At 59.8% G+C, this 19,710-nt stretch carries 19 protein-coding genes and 3 pseudogenes; 10 read left to right on the top strand and 12 right to left on the bottom strand.

What is annotated here, in order from left to right:
- Positions 1–23 precede the first annotated feature (23 nt).
- Together NVV72_15400 and NVV72_15395 are read right to left on the bottom strand one after the other, a co-directional pair.
- Entirely contained in the window at positions 24–482 is a 459-nt protein-coding gene (locus NVV72_15400) for a molecular chaperone DnaJ (protein ID MCR6660655.1), read from the bottom strand.
- Positions 482–1,333, bottom strand: a complete 852-nt coding sequence (locus NVV72_15395; GenBank protein ID MCR6660654.1) for a division plane positioning ATPase MipZ — start codon at positions 1,331–1,333, stop codon at positions 482–484. Before NVV72_15395 ends, NVV72_15400 begins: the two co-directional genes overlap by 1 nt.
- 172 nt (positions 1,334–1,505) lie before the next feature.
- Here NVV72_15395 and map point away from each other — a divergent pair, with 172 nt between their 5' ends.
- Positions 1,506–2,324 (top strand): type I methionyl aminopeptidase, encoded by an 819-nt coding sequence (gene map / locus NVV72_15390; protein ID MCR6660653.1) that lies wholly within the window; start codon positions 1,506–1,508, stop codon positions 2,322–2,324.
- An 18-nt stretch (positions 2,325–2,342) separates the two neighbouring features.
- Positions 2,343–3,100, top strand: a pseudogene (radC, locus tag NVV72_15385) (DNA repair protein RadC).
- A 55-nt stretch (positions 3,101–3,155) separates the two neighbouring features.
- Here radC and NVV72_15380 read toward each other — a convergent pair.
- From NVV72_15380 to NVV72_15360, 5 genes are all read right to left on the bottom strand, one after another.
- Positions 3,156–3,419: a hypothetical protein gene (locus tag NVV72_15380; protein MCR6660652.1), complete on the bottom strand. Its 264-nt coding sequence runs from the start codon at positions 3,417–3,419 to the stop codon at positions 3,156–3,158.
- 166 nt (positions 3,420–3,585) lie between these two features.
- Positions 3,586–4,029 (bottom strand): hypothetical protein, encoded by a 444-nt coding sequence (locus NVV72_15375; GenBank protein ID MCR6660651.1) that lies wholly within the window; start codon positions 4,027–4,029, stop codon positions 3,586–3,588.
- A gap of 80 nt (positions 4,030–4,109) precedes the next feature.
- On the bottom strand, positions 4,110–7,007 hold the full coding sequence (locus NVV72_15370; protein MCR6660650.1) for a DUF4982 domain-containing protein: 2,898 nt from the start codon (positions 7,005–7,007) through the stop codon (positions 4,110–4,112).
- Between the two features lie 88 nt (positions 7,008–7,095).
- Positions 7,096–8,397, bottom strand: coding sequence for a peptidoglycan-binding protein (locus NVV72_15365; GenBank protein MCR6660649.1), 1,302 nt, complete (start codon positions 8,395–8,397; stop codon positions 7,096–7,098).
- A gap of 100 nt (positions 8,398–8,497) precedes the next feature.
- A complete protein-coding gene (locus tag NVV72_15360) occupies positions 8,498–8,620 on the bottom strand; it encodes a hypothetical protein (protein ID MCR6660648.1) in 123 nt (40 codons plus the stop codon).
- On the opposite strand from NVV72_15360, the pseudogene purB reads away from it, so the two are divergent.
- Both purB and NVV72_15350 read left to right on the top strand, forming a co-directional pair.
- Positions 8,619–9,925, top strand: a pseudogene (purB, locus tag NVV72_15355) (adenylosuccinate lyase). The gene NVV72_15360 and the pseudogene purB sit on opposite strands and share 2 nt — an antisense overlap.
- 172 nt (positions 9,926–10,097) lie before the next feature.
- The gene (locus NVV72_15350; protein ID MCR6660647.1) at positions 10,098–10,778 is read left to right on the top strand and encodes a 2OG-Fe(II) oxygenase; all 681 of its coding nucleotides are present in this window, start codon (positions 10,098–10,100) and stop codon (positions 10,776–10,778) included.
- Here NVV72_15350 and NVV72_15345 read toward each other — a convergent pair.
- The 3 genes from NVV72_15345 to NVV72_15335 are packed head-to-tail and all read right to left on the bottom strand — an operon-like array spanning position 10,759 to position 11,752.
- Positions 10,759–11,208, bottom strand: coding sequence for a hypothetical protein (locus NVV72_15345; GenBank protein MCR6660646.1), 450 nt, complete (start codon positions 11,206–11,208; stop codon positions 10,759–10,761). The two genes, NVV72_15350 and NVV72_15345, sit on opposite strands and share 20 nt — an antisense overlap.
- A gap of 7 nt (positions 11,209–11,215) precedes the next feature.
- Positions 11,216–11,395 (bottom strand): hypothetical protein, encoded by a 180-nt coding sequence (locus tag NVV72_15340; GenBank protein MCR6660645.1) that lies wholly within the window; start codon positions 11,393–11,395, stop codon positions 11,216–11,218.
- Positions 11,396–11,431: 36 nt separating this feature from the next.
- Positions 11,432–11,752: a DUF1476 domain-containing protein gene (locus NVV72_15335; protein MCR6660644.1), complete on the bottom strand. Its 321-nt coding sequence runs from the start codon at positions 11,750–11,752 to the stop codon at positions 11,432–11,434.
- A gap of 298 nt (positions 11,753–12,050) precedes the next feature.
- Between NVV72_15335 and NVV72_15330 the strand changes: the two genes are divergently transcribed.
- The 4 genes from NVV72_15330 (at position 12,051) to NVV72_15315 (ending at position 15,200) form a co-directional block, all read left to right on the top strand.
- Positions 12,051–12,812, top strand: a complete 762-nt coding sequence (locus tag NVV72_15330; protein ID MCR6660643.1) for a phosphoribosylaminoimidazolesuccinocarboxamide synthase — start codon at positions 12,051–12,053, stop codon at positions 12,810–12,812.
- The gene (purS, locus tag NVV72_15325; protein ID MCR6660642.1) at positions 12,812–13,051 is read left to right on the top strand and encodes a phosphoribosylformylglycinamidine synthase subunit PurS; all 240 of its coding nucleotides are present in this window, start codon (positions 12,812–12,814) and stop codon (positions 13,049–13,051) included. The genes NVV72_15330 and purS overlap by 1 nt, the downstream gene beginning before the upstream one ends.
- Positions 13,052–13,057: 6 nt before the next feature.
- Positions 13,058–13,729, top strand: a complete 672-nt coding sequence (gene purQ / locus NVV72_15320; GenBank protein ID MCR6660641.1) for a phosphoribosylformylglycinamidine synthase subunit PurQ — start codon at positions 13,058–13,060, stop codon at positions 13,727–13,729.
- Between the two features lie 61 nt (positions 13,730–13,790).
- A complete protein-coding gene (locus NVV72_15315; GenBank protein ID MCR6660640.1) occupies positions 13,791–15,200 on the top strand; it encodes an alpha/beta hydrolase in 1,410 nt (469 codons plus the stop codon).
- A 3-nt stretch (positions 15,201–15,203) separates the two neighbouring features.
- Here the strand turns inward: NVV72_15315 and NVV72_15310 are convergent, their stop codons facing one another.
- A complete protein-coding gene (locus NVV72_15310) occupies positions 15,204–15,482 on the bottom strand; it encodes a DUF4242 domain-containing protein (protein MCR6660639.1) in 279 nt (92 codons plus the stop codon).
- Positions 15,483–15,652: 170 nt separating this feature from the next.
- Positions 15,653–16,114 (bottom strand): hypothetical protein, encoded by a 462-nt coding sequence (locus NVV72_15305; protein ID MCR6660638.1) that lies wholly within the window; start codon positions 16,112–16,114, stop codon positions 15,653–15,655.
- A gap of 165 nt (positions 16,115–16,279) precedes the next feature.
- Here NVV72_15305 and purL point away from each other — a divergent pair.
- Positions 16,280–18,500, top strand: a pseudogene (gene purL, locus NVV72_15300) (phosphoribosylformylglycinamidine synthase subunit PurL).
- A 246-nt stretch (positions 18,501–18,746) separates the two neighbouring features.
- Positions 18,747–19,658, top strand: a complete 912-nt coding sequence (locus tag NVV72_15295; GenBank protein MCR6660637.1) for an aldo/keto reductase — start codon at positions 18,747–18,749, stop codon at positions 19,656–19,658.
- The last annotated feature ends 52 nt before the right edge of the window (positions 19,659–19,710 follow it).

Below are 19,710 nucleotides of genomic sequence, written 5' to 3'. Positions count from 1 at the left end.
TTGGGGCCTGAGGCCCCATAAGTTTAGCGACGGCGCTTCAACAACACATCCCGTGCCGCATTCAGCGCACTGGCGCGGCCGACATCCCCGCCCTGATCCGGATGCGCCGTCTTCATCAGCCGCTTCCATGCCTCCTTGATGGCCTTGCGGTCCGCGCCGATGGCCAGGCCCAGCGTGTTATAGGCCCTGATCTCTTCGGAACTGTAACTGGCAGCCGCCGGGGCCTCGGGCTGGCGGAAGTATGTCTGGTAACGCACACTGCCGCCCAGGATAAACGACACCAGAAACGCCGCCAGCCCCTGCCAGATCAGGCCGCGCAACAGCATTGTGACGCCCAGCACCACCAACCCCATGCTGATGACGCTGCGCAGGGTGCGAAACTGGTTTATCCACGGCCCCGCTTTCAGGCGCCCCAGACGCGACTGCTTCCCGACCCAGGCCAGGAACAGAAACACCGCAATGGCACTTGCGACCCACACCATCAGGCGTCCACGGCCTCCAGGTCTTCGGCTGTGTGCGGCACTTCCGCGCCGGCTTCCAGGCCCAGCGAGCCCATCAGGGCCCGTAGCTCAGCGCGCGCGGCGATATGAGTCAGCGACACCGCCACCGGACGGATATCCGCCGACAGGTCGGCCACGGTCAGGCCAAACGGAAACAGTTCCCGATAGATGACGCGGTCACGCAGGCCGGCCAGAACCTCGAAGCCGACGCGCTTGCCGAGGGCCTGCACGCGCTCATCGACCCGCTTGCGGTTGCGCGCCTCATTGGCCGCCAGGCGGTTGCGCAGCACGATCCAGTCGATCGACTTACCATCCCATACAGCGCGCTGTTTGCGCGAATTCCACACGGTTTCGGCATAGATGGACGGGCGCTTGACATCGAGTGTCACCGGATCGACCTCACCCAGCAGGTCAAAATCGATAAAGCTGTCATTCATCGGCGTGATGATCAGGTGCGCCACGGCGTGGGCCCGGCGCGACAGGACGTGATCACCGCCCGGCGTATCGATGATAATGTAATCGGCCTGCTCAATGGCTTCATCAAGCGCGCGATCGAAAGCCTGGCGTGCCTCGGCTTCGGGCACGGCCAGCAGCGACGCCGGCTTGTCGTGCAGGTGCGGCTCGAAGGCCATCGGCAACGCCTTTTCATTGGCCGCCGCCCACCTGACGCGGTTGGAGAAGAAACGGGCAAGCGACCGCTGGCGCAGGTCGAGGTCGATAAAGGCCACGCGCTTGCCAAGATGCAGCAGATGCACGGCCACGTGCATGGCCACAGTGGACTTCCCCGCCCCGCCCTTTTCATTCCCGAACACCAGAATACGCGTATCAGACATTATGCACTCCCGCCCACCTTAATCCCCAGTGGTAACGCCTCATTTAGGCTGATCCGTGTCATGCCGCCAGAGGCGCGATTAACGAAGCGTTAAATTTTGGCGTGGGTAAGTTATCGGCTTACTTCTTTTGGGCCTACTGGATTTAGCCGGACGACAAGACTATATTGCCGCCATGACCACAGATTCCGACTATATGCTCCGTTCCGAAACCATCCGCATCCACACGGATGAAGACTTTGAAGGCATGAGAAAGGCCGGGCGCGTCGCCGCCGAGTGCCTCGACATGCTGATCCCTTATGTGGTGCCGGGCGTGAAGACCTCGTATCTCGACGATCTGGCGCGCGAGTTCATCGCCGATCATGGCGGCCTGTCGGCCTGCCTCTTCTATCGCGGTTACCAGCATACGGTCTGCATCTCGCCCAACCATGTGGTCTGCCACGGTATCCCGTCGGAAAAGACCCTGCGCGAAGGCGATATCGCCAATATCGACGTCACCTGCATTGTCGATGGCTGGCATGGCGACACCTCGCGCATGTACGAAGTCGGTGTCGTGGCGCCCAAGGCCAAACGCCTGATCGATGTGACCTATGAGGCCATGACGCTGGGCCTGGCGCAGATCAAGCCGGGCAATACCTTTGGCGATATCGCGGCGGCTATCCAGAAATATGCCGAAAGCCATCGCATGTCGGTGGTCCGTGATTTCTGCGGCCACGGCGTCGGGCGCGTTTTCCATGATAATCCGAACGTCCTGCACTTCGGCAAGGCCGGCACCGGTCCGCGCCTGGAAAAAGGCATGTTCTTCACCGTGGAGCCTATGATCAATCTCGGCCGGCCCGATGTGAAGGTGTTGAATGACGGCTGGACCGCCGTCACGCGCGACAAGATGCTGACCGCCCAGTGCGAGCACTCTTGTGGCGTCACGGAAAACGGCGTGGAACTGTTTACCGCCTCGCCGACCGGCCAGTTCAAACCGGCGCCGGTTTTGGGCTAATCGGTATCCGGGGGGATCATGGCAGAAGACGCACTGGAAGAGGCCGCAGGCTTTTTCAACCCGATAGCGGAACCTGCCCTGCCCGATCATGGAGGTCATCGTAACCGTCTGCGCCATCGGGCACGCCTGGGGGCGTTTCCGCCCTGCCCGATTACGAACTTCTGGAGCTTTTTCTCTTCCGCTCCATCCCTCAGCGCGATGTCAAGCCGCTGGCCAAGGCCCTGCTGACGCGCTTCGGTTCGCTGCCGGCCGCACTCTCGGCGCCACTGGAGGACATGCTTCAGGTCTCGGCCGTCGACAACAAGGGCAAGGCCCTGCGCATGACCGCCGATATCGCGCTCGACCTCGCCCTGATGTTCGAGGCGACGCGCCGGATGGTGGCTGAACCGCTGAAACGCACCACTGTGATATCTTCGTGGTCGGCGCTGGTCTCCTATCTCAAGGTGACGCTTGCCCACGAACCGCGCGAACAGTTCCGCATCCTGTTCCTCGACAAGAAAAACCAGTTGATCGCCGATGAAATCATGGGGCACGGCACGGTCGATCACGCGCCGGCCTACCCGCGAGAGATCATGCGCCGCGCTCTGGAACTTTCATCAAGTTCAGTGATTCTGGTCCATAACCACCCAAGTGGCGATCCGATGCCGTCGCAGGGCGATATCGATATGACCAAGCAGATTGTGGCCGCCGGCAAGCCGCTCAAGATCACCATCCATGACCACCTGATCGTCGGCCGCGAAGGCGTGGCCAGCCTCAAACAGATCGGCGCGTTTTAGAGCTTTGCGCGCTTTTTAATCCAAAAAGTGCGTCACACTTTTTGGAAAGCGCTTTCTAGCTGAGAAACTCGCGTGGTTCGGGATAGGCGGCGCCGACATCGAGATTGATCCGCAGTCCGGCTTCCCGCGCCGATTGCAGGCTGTGCAGGTTCAGGATCTTCGGCACGACACCTTGCGAAGGCAGGGGCCGTCCATCGATATCATACAGGTAATCACCGACGATAAAGGCCGCCGGATTGCGCCGGTCCTTCTGGACCTGAAGCGGTTGCTCTACGCCTTCAACACTGACCCAGGCCGTATCATATAATCTGGTGCTCACAGTCGTCCTCATCAAATCTGGTCCGGGAGGTGGGACTTTAGCCCGGATTTGACGCGCTGGCGATAGCCAAACCACCCTGCAACAGACACAAAAAATTCACTGCCTGACTGAAGGCGCCAGAAAAATTACCGATAAACCACTGAATTAAAATACATTTCCGAAGATATCAAGTCAGATGATACTGGCCATTTAATACCGTTGAATAGGCATCATCGGCTGTCAAACGCCCCTCGATCAGATAGTGCAGTGCGCCATTTTCGATGTGAAGCGTCCAGCGCCCCTGCCCGCGGGGCGTGGTATTGAGCAGAATCAGGCGGTTGTCGCTCCACTGCCCGCGCAACGGATGAAAAGGCGGGAAGCCCCGGTCATCAAACCAGAACCCGCACAGGTCTTCCGAATCCGGGTCGGCGCAGAAAACCCCGTGACCATCGAACCCGGAGCCGTCCGGCCCGCTTTGCTCATAATCGAAAATCAGGTTCTTGCGGGCATCATCGAAGCGAAAGCCCCAGCGTCCCAGGTTCGGACCGCTTTTCGTCCACGGATTGGGCCCAACGACGCTTTCCCCGGACCAGTATCCGGCAAACGGATCGAGGCTGTTGAGATCAAACATGCGGTACGCTCCCAAAGCATTTACAAGTTGGCGTAAGACAGTCAGGCGTAAGACCGGCACGTGTCAAAATGCGATGCGTTTTATGCCTCCTCTGGCCCACCTATGCGGATCAACCCTCCAAAACCGAACGGCTCACCGGTCTTAAGTTTGAATACGAGACTCAGCCGGCGCGGCCCGCTGAACGGGGGGATGGCGACGCTCAGCCCTGCCAGCGCCGGATCCGCTTTGCGGCCTATGGCCTGGCCATCGAGATAGATGTCGCAGGCGCCGGTAATGCTGGCGAAGACGATCCTCCCGCCCGTTTTCTGTATGCTGGCGAAGGGCGTGTAATTTGCGGCCACAAGGCTATACCCATCCGCCTTTGCCGCGCCGAAAAGTTCGCCTGGGCGGAACCAGGCCCAGGAATTCATATCGGTGTCGGCGGCCTTCTGGTTGGGATCGGGAGGCCCTGCACTATCCGGGGCCCGAAACCAGCTATCGAGCACCATCGTCGGCGACATCGTCGGCTGTCGCGGGGTTGCGGCCTTGGGGGCGTCGAGCCAGATTTCGATATTGGCCGGTTTCAGCCCGTCTGCCCTGGCCGTGAGATTGATGACGGTCGTCGGATTCCGCCCCATTTCCGGCGCCTGAATGATGACCTGCGCCAGACCATTGAACAGTGAGCGCGTATCACCTTTCTCGGCTTCGAGGCAGTTGGGATCACCATTGCCGAGGCCAATGATCGCCGCCGTACCGCCAAACGTGACCTTATGATGGGCGTCTGGCACCACGCGCCCCTTGGCGTCTATCGCCTCCACACGGACCGGCATGGCATCGCGGCCATCGCCGGTCAGGGTCGGACGGTCCTTTACCAGCCGCAAGGCAACGGCTTTGCCGGTGGTTTCATTACGGGTCTTGCTGACGACCTTGCCGCCCCTATACCCGCGCACCTCAATAAAGCCCGGTGCATAGTCGACCGTCCAATAGTTCATATTCAACCGGTCAACGGCCTGCTTCCCCGACGACTTGCCGTTGACGAACAACTCGACCTCATCCAGGTTGGCGCAGGCCATGACGCGGACCTTGTCGCCCGCGTGCCAGTTCCAGTGCGGCGCCAGCCCCAGCACCGGCCGGTCATCGATCCACTGCGCCTGATGGATATAAAAGGCGGTCTTTTCAAAGCCGCATAGGTCCATGATGCCAAAGAAAGAACTATTGGTCGGCCAGGTGTGTGGTGTCGGCTCGCCGTGATAATCGAAACCGGTCCAGACAAAGGTGCCGGCGACGAACGGCCGGGGCGCGATTTCCTTCCACGCCTGGCGATGCGTGGCGCCCCACGGTGCGGCGTCGTCATCATAGCTGGCCATGATGTGCTTGCCGGCGTCGGTTTTGTACTCACCGCGGGTCATGAAGGCCGAGGTATCCTCCGAAGAGAACATGGGGATATCCGGGTGCGCTTCATGGAAGGCGTCATACTGGTGCTGCTGGTAATTGATGCCGACAACATCGACCGCATCCGAGACATTGAGCGCGGTGAACAGGCCGTCATTCATGGCGGCGGTGACCGGACGCGACGTATCAAGCGATTTCACCACCGCACTCATCCGGCGGACCATTTCATAGCCCTGCTCGGTGCCCTGCATCGGCTCCTCGTTGAAGACCGACCACAGGAAGACGCTGGGGTGGTTGCGATCCCGGCGCACCAGCCATTCGAGTTGTTCGAGATAATCGGTCGAGGCATTGAAATTGCGATTTTCGGCCATGACCAGGAAACCGTGGCGATCGCAGGCATCCATCAGCGCCTTGTTCTGAGCGTTGTGCGAAAAGCGGATGGCATTGGCGCCCAGTTCCTTCAGCTTGCGCAGGCGGAAATCAAGCAAACCTTCCGGCACTGCGCAGCCAACCCCGGCATGGTCCTGATGCAGGCAGACGCCCTTTATTTTCAGCGGTTTGTCATTGAGATAGAAACCGGTTTTGGCATCGAAGCGCTGGGTGCGACAGCCTGCAAACTGCTGGACATAATCAAGAACCGCCGTGAATGGATGACTTTCAAATCCCGAGGCCATCTGCCCCGGCAGCAGCAGTTCAGTTTCGACTTCATAGAGATAGGGATCGTCAAGTGTCCATAAATGTACAGCCCCTAAACTGTGATTAAGGCTTACAGTCCGCCTTTGCAGGGCGGGTACAGTCACAGGAATTCGCGCTTCACTGACCCGTATCCCGCCAGGCGCTGTGACGATCATATTTACGAACGCCGTGGCTTCCTTTGATCCGCTGTTAAAAACAGTCACCTCGGCGGGAATTGTCCACTCATCACCATTCTTCACCGGGTGAGCGAACACGCCGTCGGTCACGATATGCACCGGGCTGCGCTTGACGATCCAGGCGTCGCGGTAGATGCCGCCGCCTTCATACCACCAGCCTTCCATCGCCGTGGCGTCCACGCGGACCACCAGCGCATTGTCACTGTCGCCATAGGTGACGTAAGGGGTCAGGTCGATATAGGTCGAATTATAGCCGCTCCAGTTACGCGCCACGATCGTACCGTTGAACCAGATGGTGGCGAAGGTGGCGATGCCGTCGAGTTGCAGTTCGATATGTTTGCCACGGTCGGAGTCCGAAAACTTCAGGTGATTGCGATACCAGACAATGCCGCGCCGGCGGTAGCCCTGATCGACATTGGTGCCATTCTCGATCGGCTGGAAACTGACGAAATCATGCGGCAGGGTGACTTCGGCCCAGTCGCTGTCATCGAATGATGGGCTGGCGGCGCCGAGCGCCCGGCCCGCCTTGGCGGCGTTATAGGTCTGGTCATGGGTGATCAGCACCGGCATGGCGATATCCCCATCATGAAAACGCCAGCCCTTGTCGAGTAACAGGGTTTCGCGTGGCCCCTGATCGGGTACGTCCGGGCCATTGGTGCCGGCAAAAGCGCCCTGGGGCAACAAGCCGGCCACAGCCAGAGCGCTGGCGCTTTTGAATAATTCCCGACGATTCATATGTCCGCTCCCGTTTTTTTCAGAGCTTAGACACGGAAATGGCGCGTTTTGAACCCCAAAACACGCCATTCGTCTCTTTTTGTATTATTTAATTGCGGTTGAGCGGCACCAGAGGCACGCCCAGCATCTGTACGGCTTCCACCGAAGGCTGGCCCTGCGGCAGGCCGTTATCCGCCTGGAACTTCTGCATGGCGCTGACCGTCTGGCGGCCCAACTGGCCATCGATCGGACCGGGGTTATAACCCTTTGCCGCCAGGGCGCGCTGAACCTCCATAATCTTGGCCTGCGAGGTATTCTTGCCGCAGATGACCTCACGCCATACCGGCTGCGGCGCACCGACGACGCGTTCGCGCGTCACATCATCATAGACCGCCGGCACGGTATAGGTTTCGGTACGCGCTTCCTGCATAACCTTGCGGACGCGGCGCTTTTCCATAACCGCCGGAATCACCACCTGCTCATAGCGCTCCGGCTGGTCGATCACCGTCCGGCGTACCTGGCGCGTTTCGGCCGGGATCTCGATGCGGCGCACGCTGGCCGGCGCGACCTCAACGCGGTAGCTGCGGTCTTCATAGACGCCCGGCACCACTTTCAGGCACCAGACCGAAGGATCGCGCTCATAATAGGCGTCTTCCGGCGTGCCTTCCGCATATTTGCCCGGCCAGCTCAGGCTGCCATCGGCGCGATAATCAACCGGCTGATGATCGCCGGCGGTCACCATCGGGGCATCGGTCGGGATACCGTCGGTGCGCACCCATTCGCGGCGCGCATCCCGCACCATTACATGTTCGGTGCGCATTTCGTACTGCGCTGGAATGCGTTCCTCACGGAAGCTGGCCGGACGCACGACCTCGGTCACCATCTCGACATGGGTGACGGCCGGGATCAGGCGGCGCTCGAGACGTTCGGGCCGCACCATGACGTCTTCATCGACCATATCCACCACCTCAGGGATGCGGCGGGTCTCGACGCGCTCCGGTGACACCATGATATGCTCGACATAGCGTTCAGTCTTCGGCGGCATCAGCAGGCGCGAGAAGCACTGGCCGGGAATGGCGTGCTTACGCAGCTCTTCCGGCACCTGCTCCCATTCCGGTGAGCCGACCGGACCGCTGGGGCAGGCCACCGGCGCCGCTTCGGTCATGGTGATAATCTGTCCGATATCGCCCTGAGCCGGTTCCGCGGCGCTGGTGCCGGTCTGGATGACCGTGACGGTCCGCTCAGCGGTGACGCGCGACGCGCGGTCGAACTGTTTCGATACCGGGCCCACGGTCGGCTTGTGCGACATCTTGTGTCCCGGCTTGTGCGTATGCGCCATGACCGGCATGGCCATACCGATGCCGGCCACCACCAGACAAGCCACACCCGTTTTCAGAAAAAGCTTACGCACAACAACACCCTCAAGTTTCATGGATTCGCAATCAGCCTGAAAATTAACCCTTTATAAACCCTTGCGCCAAGTCCGCACACCCGCAACGCGTAAATTAACTTCATTTTTTGGCCACAATTGCCGCGGCCTCAAAACGTGTCCCCTTTCTTTTATACTTGACATTGCGGCCCCATATTCCCATTCCGACCGCGACAATCGTTTCAAGCCCAAAGGTATCGCCCATGATCTCCCGTTATGCCCGCAAGGAAGCCGCCGCCATCTGGGACGCGGCGATGAAGTACAAGATCTGGTTCGAGATCGAAGCTCACGCCGCCACCAAGATGGCCGAACTCGGCGTCATCCCGACCGAGGCTGCCGAGACCTTGTGGGCCAAGGGCAAGGACGCCCAATTCGACGCCGACCGCATCGACGAGATCGAGCGCACCGTGAAGCACGACGTCATCGCCTTCCTGACCCACGTTTCGGAAATCGTCGGTCCGGAAGCGCGCTTCCTGCACCAGGGCATGACCTCGTCGGACGTGCTCGATACATGCTTTGCCGTGCAATTGCAGAAGTCGGCCGACCTGCTGATCGAGGACGTCGACCTCGTCCTCGCCGCGCTCAAGAAGCGCGCCATGGAGCACAAACTCACTCCGACGGTCGGCCGTTCGCACGGCATCCACGCCGAGCCGGTGACCTTCGGCCTGAAGTTGGCCGGTTACTATGCCGAATTCACCCGCGCCCGTAAGCGTCTGGTCACAGCCCGCGAGGAAATCTCGACCTGCGCCATCTCCGGCGCCGTCGGCACCTTCGCCAATGTCTCGCCGGAAGTCGAAGCCTATGTCGCCGGCAAGATGGGCCTGGAGATCGAGCCGGTCTCGACCCGGTCATTCCGCGTGACCGTCACGCCGCCTTCTTCGCCGCTCTGGGTGTCGTCGCCTCTTCGGTCGAGCGTCTGGCGACCGAAATCCGCCATCTGCAACGCACCGAGGTTCTGGAAGTCGAGGAATTCTTCTCGGCTGGCCAGAAGGGCTCTTCGGCCATGCCGCATAAGCGCAACCCGGTCCTGACCGAAAACCTGACCGGCCTCGCCCGCCTCGTCCGTTCGGCCGTGGTGCCGGCCATGGAAAACGTCGCCCTGTGGCATGAGCGCGATATCTCGCACTCCTCGGTCGAGCGCGGCATCGCGCCGGACGCCACCATCCACCTCGATTTCGCCCTGCGCCGCCTGGCCAATGTCGTCGATAACCTGCTGATCTATCCGGAAAACATGCAGAAGAACATCGACCGTCTCGGCGGGCTGGTCCACAGCCAGCGCGTCATGCTGGCTATGACGCAAAAGGGCATGTCGCGCGAAGACAGCTATTCGGCCGTCCAGCGCAATGCCATGAAGGTCTGGCGTGGCGAAGGCAACTTCCTCGACTTCCTGGCCGCCGATGAAGACGTGTCGAAGTTCTTCACCCGTGAGCAACTGGAGCCGTTCTTCAATCTCGATTATCACACCAAGCACGTCGATACGATTTTCGCCCGCGTGTTTGGGCAAGCTTAAAGAGGCCCCTCCGTCGCGGACTGCGCCGCGCCACCTCCCCCGCTTCGCCCAAGGGCTTGCAAGGGAGGAGAAATACCCCCCTCCTCCCCTGTAGCGCAGCGTGCGGGGGAGGTGTCGAGCAAGGCCGAAGGCCGCGTCGAGACGGAGGGGGCCACTCACGCGAGATCATCCCATGCCCACCCTGCTCACCGATCAGTTCGACTTTGCCGGCTATGAAAGCCGCTTCACCGGCAAGGGCCGAATCCGTCTCGAAGGCGCCCTGCCCGAAGACCACGCCCTGCGAGTCCACCACGCACTCGAACAACAGACGCCGTGGGATCTCCAGATCGTCACCGGGGACGGCAAGCCCGCCATCCTGTCGCGCGCCGAACTGGAAACCCTGTCGCCGGAAATCATCCAGACCCGCTTGCAGGATGCCGCCGAACGCGCCCAGACCGGCCTCTCCTATTTGCGCCTTGGTCTCGACCTGATCGATGCTGATACAATCGCCCTTGCCCCATTCTCAAACCTGCTGAAATCGGAGGCTTTCGCGGCCTTTTGCGGCCAGCTTACCGGCCTGTCGGGCTTAGAGTTGGCCTCGCTCGACGCCGTCTGTTATCGCAATGGCGACTTCTTCACCCAGCATACCGATAATTCGGCGCGCCTGTGCTTTGAGTGGAACTTCACGCAAGGCTGGCGCTCGGACTGGGGCGGCCAGATGCTGTTCCATTCGCCATCGGGCGATATCGAGGGCGGTATCATGCCGCGCTTCAACGATCTGTCGCTCTATGCCGGCGACCAGCCGCGCTCAATTGCCAGCGTGGCCCCCTATGCTGGTGGCCCACGTTTTTCGGTTACCGGGCGGTTCGGCTAACGCTTGAAACGGATCGACTGAGCCGTTTCAACTCGTGCCAATAAAGCCAAATCGCTCCCACGAGGAGGCAAGGCCCGCCAAGCGTGTAGCGCCATGTCCAATATGCGCTTGTATCAACCTGTCCGTTAAAAAGATCATTGAAATAGCGCCAGCACAACAAAGCGATTATGGGCAGGCCCAGGGCAACCAGAAGTGTAGCAATCAATCGATCCGATGGCTTGTCTGTCTTTCGCAAACTTAAGACCGCGACAGGCAATGATAAGGCGATCCCGACCGCACCCGCAAAAGCAGGCACGGAGCCATAGGTAACCAGAACTTTCAGAAATCCTATTGGTGACAATAGCAAGGCCAGACCATAAACGATCATGACAATGCGGTTTTTTGCCCGCAGAGCCCTTACGTCCTGCTTTTTGAGCAAATCCCCCAGCATTTTCAGCCTAGCTACCCGTATTGGGCGGCGGCGGCGGCGGGGCATCGACCGGCTGGGTATCCAACGGCGGTGGTGGCGGCGGCGCACCGATCGGCTGGGTATCGAGGCCCGGCGACGGTTCAACCGTCGCGCAGGCGGTCAGCGCCGCAAAACCGATGATCATGAACGCTGTAACAACCTTTTTCATAATCATCGCCTCATAAACAATCAGCTTTTCAGGGTTTCAGCTTTTCAACGCTTCTCTGGCCTGGGCCAGGAATTCCGCCGCCTTGGTGCGGACTTCGGATTCACGCACGGCGATATTGGAGGCCGTCAGGTCACCCAGAACCTTGCGAATCACGTCTTCTTCCGAAGGCTGCTCACCATTGGCGCGGACCACGGCGGCGGCATAGTTTTCCGCCGTCTTGCCGGTCAGCCCCATCTTCTCGGCGCCCCACAGGGCCATCATGCGGTTGCGGGCCGCGGCGGCCTGAAATTCAAAAGCCTCACTCCCCTGTAGCGGGGGTTCATTGGATTCGGCAGGCTGGGTATCGGACATCGGCATAGAGTAGAAAACCTTTCAGGTATAACCGGTTCTAGTTCCCCTTTCGTGCTGACGCAACTACATCTGACAGATAACCACCAGATTCTTGCCGGCGGACGGACCGGACCGGTTAAAAAAGACACGAAATGTCCGTGTCCGCCCTATACAGAACGGACATTTTTGTTTATTTGCGGCGCGAAAGCGCGTCCTTTAGGATGCCGCCAGATATCTCCGCCTTCGAGCCTTCTCCCGAAACGCCTCGCAAGGCCCCGCCTTCCCGGCGCGACCGCCGTTTTGGACATTCCGACTGGAACAGACAATGACCACCAAAAACCGCAAGAAAATCTACGAAGGCAAGGCCAAGATCCTGTATGAAGGCCCGGAGCCCGGCACGCTCGTCCAGTATTTCAAGGACGACGCCACCGCCTTCAACGGCGAGAAGAAGGCCCAGCTCGAAGGCAAGGGCGTCATCAATAACCGCATCAGCGAGTTCGTGATGACCAAGCTCAACAATATCGGCGTCCAGAACCACTTCATCAAGCGCCTGAACCTGCGCGAGCAACTGATCCGCGAAGTCGAGATCGTGCCGCTTGAAGTGGTCTGCCGCAATGTGGTCGCGGGCTCGATGGCCAAGCGCTTCGGCCTGCCGGAAGGCCAGCAACTGCCGCGTTCGATCATCGAATTCTACTACAAGAACGACGCGCTCAATGACCCGCTGGTCACCGAGGAGCACATCACGGCATTCAACTGGGCCAACACCCAGGAAATCGACGATATTCTGGCCACCACCCTGCGCGTCAACGACTTCCTGTCGGGCATGTTCGCCGCGGTCGGCATCACCCTCGTCGATTTCAAGATCGAATACGGCCGCCTGTTCGAAGGCGAGTTCTCTCGCGTCATCCTGGCCGACGAAATCAGCCCTGATAGCTGCCGACTGTGGGATTCGACCTCGGGCGAAAAGCTCGACAAGGACCGCTTCCGCCGCGACATGGGCAATGTGATCGAGAGCTATACCGAGGTCGCCAAGCGTCTCGGCATCATGGGCGACATGCCAAAAGTGATTGAAGGCGGAGTGCAGTAATGAAAGCCAAGGTTCACGTGTATCTGAAACCCGGCGTGCTCGACGTTCAGGGCAAGGCCGTTGAAGGCGCCTTGCACGGCCTCGGCTGGGACGGCGTTTCCAACGTCCGCGTCGGCAAGCTGCTGGAATTCGACATGGATGGCTCGGATACCGAAGCCGCCAAGGGCGAACTGAAAGCCATGTGCGAGAAGCTCCTGGCCAATACGGTCATCGAATCCTACAAGGTTGAGGTGGCTTAAATGGCTTTGAAGGCAGCGGTTCTCGTATTTCCCGGCTCCAACTGCGACCGCGACTGCAAGACGGCCGTGGAAACCACGGTCGGCGGCAAGGTCGAGATGGTCTGGCACGAGGAAAGCACCCTGCCCTCCGGCCTCGACCTGATCGTCATTCCCGGCGGCTTCTCCTACGGTGATTACCTGCGCTGCGGCGCCATGGCCTCGCTGTCGCCGGTCATGCAGGCGGTCAAGGCCGAAGCCGAGCGCGGCGTGTCGGTTCTGGGCATCTGCAACGGCTTCCAGATCCTGTGCGAAGCCGGGATGCTGCCGGGCGCCCTGCTGCGCAATGCCAACCTGAAATATGTCTGCAAGCCGATTGAACTGAAGATCGAGAACCGCAATACCCGCTTCACCAATGCCTATGGCAATGCCCAGACCGTCTGGATGACGCAGGGCAATGGCGACGGTAACTTCTTCGCCGAGCCTGACGTGCTGAAGGATATTGAAGATAACAACCAAGTCGTCTTCCGCTACGTTGAAAACCCCAATGGGTCGGTCAATGACATCGCCGGCATCATCAACAAGGCTGGCAATGTGCTGGGCATGATGCCGCACCCCGATCGCGCCTTTGAGGAAGCCCTTGGTTCCGCCGACGGCGCACCGCTGTTCCAGAGCCTGGTCAACGCGCTCCAGACGGCCTGACGCTTTACAAATCGAATAAGACCTGCCAACCCTCGTTACATCAGTAACGAGGGTTGTTTTCATGTGGCGGGCGTTAGGTGTTTTACTTGCGGCGGGTCTGATGCTGGCGGGATGCCAGCCCAAGATGGAAACGACCCTTGGCTATCACAAGCAAACCTGCTCGATCCTTTATCTCGGCATAAAGAAGGTCGAATGCGGCGTGATGGTGGTCGAGGAAACGCGCGGCGCCAATAATGGCCGCACGGTTTCCCTGCCCATCGTCATCCAGCACGCCACCGATCCGAAGCCCAAGGCTGATCCGGTCATCTTCCTGCATGGCGGTCCTGGCGGCGACATCGTCGGCAACCTGTGGCTCGGCCTGCGCAAGAAAGACCGCGTCACGACCGACCGCGACTGGATCTTCTTCGATCACCGCGGCACCGGCAAGTCGAGCCCGTCCTTCGACTGCGGCAACGCGCCGCTGTCCGACGCCGGCATTACCAGCGACGCCGGCGTGAAAACCCTTTCTGACTGTATGACGAAATATCAGGCCGCCGGTTATGACCTGACGCAATATAACAGCACGGTCATCGCCAGGGATATCCGCGACCTGCGCACCGCGCTCGGCATCAAGACCTACAACCTCTATGGCGGTTCCTACGGCACCCGCGTCGCCATGGCGGTGATGCAGCACGATCCGGAAGGTCTGCGCGCCGCCGTGCTGTCCTCGACCTGGCCGCCGGAAGCCAACGCCACGGCTCCCCTGCCCGGTCTGGTGTCGCGTGAAACCCGGCAGGTACTGCGTTATTGCGCCGCCGTTTCCGCCTGTAACGCCAAATACCCCAACATGGAAAAACGTCTGGATGGCCTGATGACGGCCTGGCTGGCCAAGCCCCTTACGGTCAAGGACCACGCCTATACGGCCGATCTTCTGGCCGCTTTCCTGCTGGATGAAATCTATTCCCGTCAGGGGGCGCAAGCTTTACCGAAGACGCTGAACGCGATCATGGGCGGCGACTACAAGGCATTGGATGTATTTGAAAAAACACAGGCCGGCTATACCGAAGGCCAGTTCTTCACCACCCTGTGCAACGAGGAATTTGCCTTTGAGAACCCGGCCGATCTCGACAAGATCGACATGACCGATCCGATCCAGGTCGCCACGGCGCACGATACGAAGCGCTTCTTCGCGGTGTGTAAGTCGTTTAATCCCGGCACACCTGATCCGGTCGAAAATCAACCCCTGACCAGTGATATCCCCACCCTTATGCTGTCGGCCGATATTGACGCCGGCTGCCCATCGGAACTTTCGGACGAAGCGGTCAAGCGCCTGAGCCATGGCAAAAACTATTTCTTCCCGAACCGTACGCACACCATCGCCGGCAGCCAATGCGCCAAGAAGATGATCCGCCAGTTCCTGGAAACCGCCGATCCGAATGTCGACGCCACCTGTATCAAGACAGATCAGCCGAAGTTCCAGTTTGATTTGTAAATCCTAGCCCACGGCCGTCATCGGATCGATGCGGCTGTGGATTTCGGTCACCTTGTTCGCCGGAAAGCCGCTGATACGGGCGTGTTCCTGGACGGCTTCTGGGCTTTCCGCCAGATAGATGCAGAAGGTCTTGTCGTCGGCAACGAAGGATTCCATCCACTGCACCCTGCCGCCCAGCTTTGCCAGCGCCTCATTCGAGGTGCAGGCGGCGGCTTGCAGCCCCTCGCCATCGAGCTTGCCAACACCGGGGATATCGCGTTCGATCACATAGCGTTTCATCATGGCAGGGTTCCTGATCAGAAAAACTGTACGCGACGATTTGACCGGCCGTCGCTTACCCGTACGCTGACTAACCGGCGTGAAACCTACGCCCGCGCAGGGCTTTTGGCAATTCCACGCCCCGGACACGTTTTTCGTACGCAAGACTATTGCGGCCTGCCGTTCAAATTTAACTAATAGCTGTATTTCCTGCACATCTTATCGATTTCCCCGCTGTAAATAGACGCCGAGTAGGCATCTTTCATGCCGGAGTTTATGTCCTTAATTTTTTTCATGTAAGCGTCGCTTGCACAGATATTGTAGCGCCGCTCTTTCTGCATGTGAATAAAAACGAAACTTGCATCGGCCTTGCTCTTTTCATTTCCAGATTTTGAAATTTTCTCAATCAGATAATCGAGCATTGGCCTGCCGGACTGTGCGAGATATTCCGACATTTCAACACGAGGCGGTTCGATCTTAGACAATCCGTATTCATATATCTCCCACTGGTCGGACAGACTATACTTGCCTATTTCCGCCTGCTTTTGAACCGACGTTTCATTATTGACGTAAAAAGCTTTCGCTTTGGAGTGATCTATCCCTTCACATCCGGTAAGCGCCAGCAAGATTAAGGCTGATGCTAAATACGATTTCATTTCCCCTCCTCAATGTCGTGCCTCGGCATTTGTAAGCCGCTTTTGAACGAATGATCAATTCTTCTATTCTGACCACGTTTCGGATTGTAGGAAATGAAATGAAACCGTTTCATTTCTGAGCTTAACAGGGTGACATCGCGCCCTGAATCCCCTATATGCGCGGGCATGAGCACAGCAGCCCCCGCACCCGCAAAATCCATGGCCGAAAAGGCCCTCGAATACGGCCTCAAGGCAGACGAATATCAGGTCATCCTGGATCGTCTCGGCCGCGAACCGAATGACGTCGAACTGGGCGTCTACTCGGTCATGTGGTCGGAGCACTGCTCCTACAAGTCCTCACGCCTGCATCTGCGCAAATTCCCGGTCACCGGCCCGCGTGTCATCTGCGGCCCCGGCGAGAACGCCGGCGTCATCGATATCGATGACGGCCAGGCTTGTATCTTCAAGATGGAATCGCACAACCATCCGTCCTTTATCGAGCCATACCAGGGCGCGGCGACCGGTGTCGGCGGCATCATGCGCGACGTCTTCACCATGGGTGCCCGCCCCGTTGCCCTGCTGAACGCCCTGCGCTTCGGCGAGCCCGGCCACCCCAAGACCCGCCGCCTCGTCGAAGGCGTCGTGTCGGGCATCGGCGGCTACGGCAACTGCGTCGGCGTGCCCACCGTCGCTGGCGAGACCAACTTCCACGCCGGCTATAACGGCAACATCCTGGTCAACGCCATGTGCGTCGGCCCGGCCGATGCCGACAAGATCTTCTATTCCGCCGCGCCCGAACCCGGCCTGCCGGTGGTTTACTTCGGCTCGAAGACCGGCCGCGACGGCATCCACGGCGCCACCATGGCCTCGGTCGAATTCTCGGAAGACTCCGAAGAAAAGCGCCCGACCGTTCAGGTGGGCGACCCCTTCGCCGAAAAACTACTGATCGAAGCCACACTCGAACTGATGGCTTCGGGCGCGGTCGCCGCCATTCAGGACATGGGTGCCGCCGGCCTCACTTCCAGTTCCGTGGAAATGGCCGGCAAGGGCGGCCTCGGCATCACGCTCGACCTCGACAAGGTGCCGCAGCGCGAAACCAATATGACGGCCTACGAAATGATGCTCTCGGAATCGCAGGAGCGGATGCTGGCCATCCTGAAGCCCGGCCGCGAGGAAGACGGCTACCGCATCTTCAAAAAGTGGGGTCTGGACGCCGCCGTCATCGGCGAAACCAACACCTCCGGCCATATCGTGCTGAAGCACAAGGGCGAAGTCGTCTGCGACCTGCCGCTGGCTCCGCTTTCCGACGACGCCCCGCTCTATGATCGTCCCCTGGGTCGAACCGGCGCGGGAGCCGCAACTGACCGAGGCCGATGTGCCGGTGACGCACGACCTCAACGACGCCCTGCTCAAAATCATTTCCAGCCCGGACGAAGCGTCCAAACGCTGGCTGTGGGAACAGTATGACCGCCACGTCATGGCCGATACCCTGGCCGACTCATCCACCGGCCACGATGCCGGCATGGTCCGCGTCCACGGCACCAAAAAGGCCCTCGCCGTCACTTCCGACTGTACGCCGCGCTATGTCCAGGCCAACCCCTACGAAGGCGGCAAGCAGGCCGTGGCCGAAGCCTGGCGCAACCTGACCGCCGTCGGCGCCGAGCCGATCGCCATCACCGACAACCTCAATTTCGGCAGCCCGGAAAAGCCCGAAACCATGGGCCAGATCGTCCGCGCCATCGATGGCATGGCCGAAGCCTGCCGCGAACTGTCCTTCCCGGTCGTGTCCGGCAATGTGTCGCTGTACAACGAAACCAACGGCATATCGATCCCGCCCACGCCGACCGTCGGCGCCGTCGGCCTGCTGAAAGATTACGACCAGCGTGTCGGCTTCAACAAGGTCCAGCCCGGCCAGGTGATCATCCTGATCGGTGAAACCAAGGGTGAGATGGGTTCGTCGCTTTACCTGCGCGAAGTCTTCGGTATCGAGGCCGGTGCGCCGCCGAAGGTCGACCTGGCTTGCGAGAAGAACAACGGCACCCTGGTCCGCCGCCTGATCAAGTCCGGTGTCGCCAAGGGCGTCCACGACCTCTCCGATGGCGGCCTGCTGTCGGCGGCGGTCGATGTCGTTCTGGCCTCGCAGATCGGCCTGCAACTGAAGAACCCGACCGAATTGGCCGATCACGTCTTCGGTTTCGCCGAAGATCAGGCGCGCTATCTGATCGCCGTCGATGAAGCCTCCGCCCACCTCGTCATCGCCCAGGCGGCGGAGGCCGATGTCCATGCCGCCGTTATCGGCGTGGCCGGCGGTACGGACCTCAGCTATACCGGCTTGTCCTTAGGCATAGATGCCCTGCGCAAGGCACACGAGGACTGGCTGCCGAACTACATGGCCGGCAAAGCCTAAACGATCCGTCAGCCTGAAGACAAGGCCGCCCCGCTCAAGGCCGGGCGGCCTTTTTGTGTGCGAAATCGCTGCCCCAAGCACGATTTCAATAACAGGCTTAAATCTCTCTTAACCGGTTTGCGGCCTAGTCTGGGACCAGACGAATCCTGTTGTTTTCAGCGTATATCTGCAACCGGCTAACTTGGGGCGGCCTGACATGACCATGATGATGCCCGCAGGCTGGCCAGCGGACAGGAGACCGTAACCATGCGTTACCGTCCCTTCGGCCGTTCCGGATTGGCGCTTTCCACCATCGGCCTGCGCCTGAAATCCGAACTTCACGGCCGCAATACGGCCCTGATGCAGAAGCTGATCATTTCAGCACTGGAAAACGGCATCAATACCTACCATTTCGACAGTCTCGATCCGGCCTTCCTGCGGGTCGCCGCCGACGCCTTTTCCGTGGTCGATCGCAAGCTGCTGTTCATTTCAGTGAATGCGCACGAGCCATTGCGGGCGGGCGATCCTGACGCCTATGCCCTGCCCCCACTCAAGGAACGCCTGCGCGGCGCCATAAAGGACTCGGGCCTGCAATGGCTTGATCTGCTCTATTTCGCCCAACCTGGCGCCGGCAGCTTGCCGGATGACAGCCTGAACTTCCTCTACAGCCTGCAAAAATCGAAAATGCTGCGTTTTCTGGGCGGGATGGGGGAGACGGATGACCTGTCGGAATTGATTGCCTCCGGGCTTTACAGCGTCATCCAGACCAGTTTCGATATCGATTCAAGCTGGGACAAGCGTCGCAAGATCGATGACGCCGTGGTACGCGACATGAACGTCATCGCTACCGATTTTTACCCGGCCACCTATCGCAAGGCGGCTGATGTCGTGCCGAAGGAAGCCAGGCGCGGCTTCTTTGGCGGCAAGCCCAAAAACCCGCTGGCCGGCGCCGGCACCCACGCCTTCCTGCACCAGACGCCCGACTGGACGCCGGAAGAACTGTGCCTGGGTTATGCGCTTTCCCAGCCCAGCATGTCGTGCATCCTGATCGATGCCGAAAGTCCGGAACATTTGGAAGCCCTCGCCGAGGTGCCGGAACGCCACCTGCCCTCTTCGGTGCCGGCCCAGATCGAGATGGCCCGCTTCAACGAACGCGCCCATAAGCTGGCGGGCGGTTAAAAAAGCCCCGCCTGCTCTTTATTTGCCAGCGCGCTTCGCCTATATGCCAGTT

Source organism: Asticcacaulis sp., assembly GCA_024707255.1.
Classification (GTDB): domain Bacteria; phylum Pseudomonadota; class Alphaproteobacteria; order Caulobacterales; family Caulobacteraceae; genus Asticcacaulis.
This window is presented reverse-complemented; position numbering and strand designations above follow the sequence as displayed.

Bases quoted from the DNA above. Each gene is read 5' to 3' on its own strand.
- NVV72_15330 (MCR6660643.1), top strand. From the start codon at position 12,051: ATGACCACCAAAAACCGCAAGAAAATCTACGAAGGCAAGGCCAAGATC.
- NVV72_15315 (MCR6660640.1), top strand. From the start codon at position 13,791: ATGTGGCGGGCGTTAGGTGTTTTACTTGCGGCGGGTCTGATGCTGGCG.
- NVV72_15345 (MCR6660646.1), bottom strand. From the start codon at position 11,208: ATGCTGGGGGATTTGCTCAAAAAGCAGGACGTAAGGGCTCTGCGGGCA.
- NVV72_15395 (MCR6660654.1), bottom strand. From the start codon at position 1,333: ATGTCTGATACGCGTATTCTGGTGTTCGGGAATGAAAAGGGCGGGGCG.
- NVV72_15400 (MCR6660655.1), bottom strand. From the start codon at position 482: ATGGTGTGGGTCGCAAGTGCCATTGCGGTGTTTCTGTTCCTGGCCTGG.
- NVV72_15375 (MCR6660651.1), bottom strand. From the start codon at position 4,029: ATGTTTGATCTCAACAGCCTCGATCCGTTTGCCGGATACTGGTCCGGG.
- NVV72_15305 (MCR6660638.1), bottom strand. From the start codon at position 16,114: ATGAAATCGTATTTAGCATCAGCCTTAATCTTGCTGGCGCTTACCGGA.
- NVV72_15295 (MCR6660637.1), top strand. From the start codon at position 18,747: ATGCGTTACCGTCCCTTCGGCCGTTCCGGATTGGCGCTTTCCACCATC.
- NVV72_15350 (MCR6660647.1), top strand. From the start codon at position 10,098: ATGCCCACCCTGCTCACCGATCAGTTCGACTTTGCCGGCTATGAAAGC.
- NVV72_15335 (MCR6660644.1), bottom strand. From the start codon at position 11,752: ATGCCGATGTCCGATACCCAGCCTGCCGAATCCAATGAACCCCCGCTA.
- purS (MCR6660642.1), top strand. From the start codon at position 12,812: ATGAAAGCCAAGGTTCACGTGTATCTGAAACCCGGCGTGCTCGACGTT.
- NVV72_15340 (MCR6660645.1), bottom strand. From the start codon at position 11,395: ATGAAAAAGGTTGTTACAGCGTTCATGATCATCGGTTTTGCGGCGCTG.
- NVV72_15360 (MCR6660648.1), bottom strand. From the start codon at position 8,620: ATGGGCGATACCTTTGGGCTTGAAACGATTGTCGCGGTCGGAATGGGA.
- map (MCR6660653.1), top strand. From the start codon at position 1,506: ATGACCACAGATTCCGACTATATGCTCCGTTCCGAAACCATCCGCATC.
- NVV72_15310 (MCR6660639.1), bottom strand. From the start codon at position 15,482: ATGATGAAACGCTATGTGATCGAACGCGATATCCCCGGTGTTGGCAAG.
- NVV72_15370 (MCR6660650.1), bottom strand. From the start codon at position 7,007: ATGAATCGTCGGGAATTATTCAAAAGCGCCAGCGCTCTGGCTGTGGCC.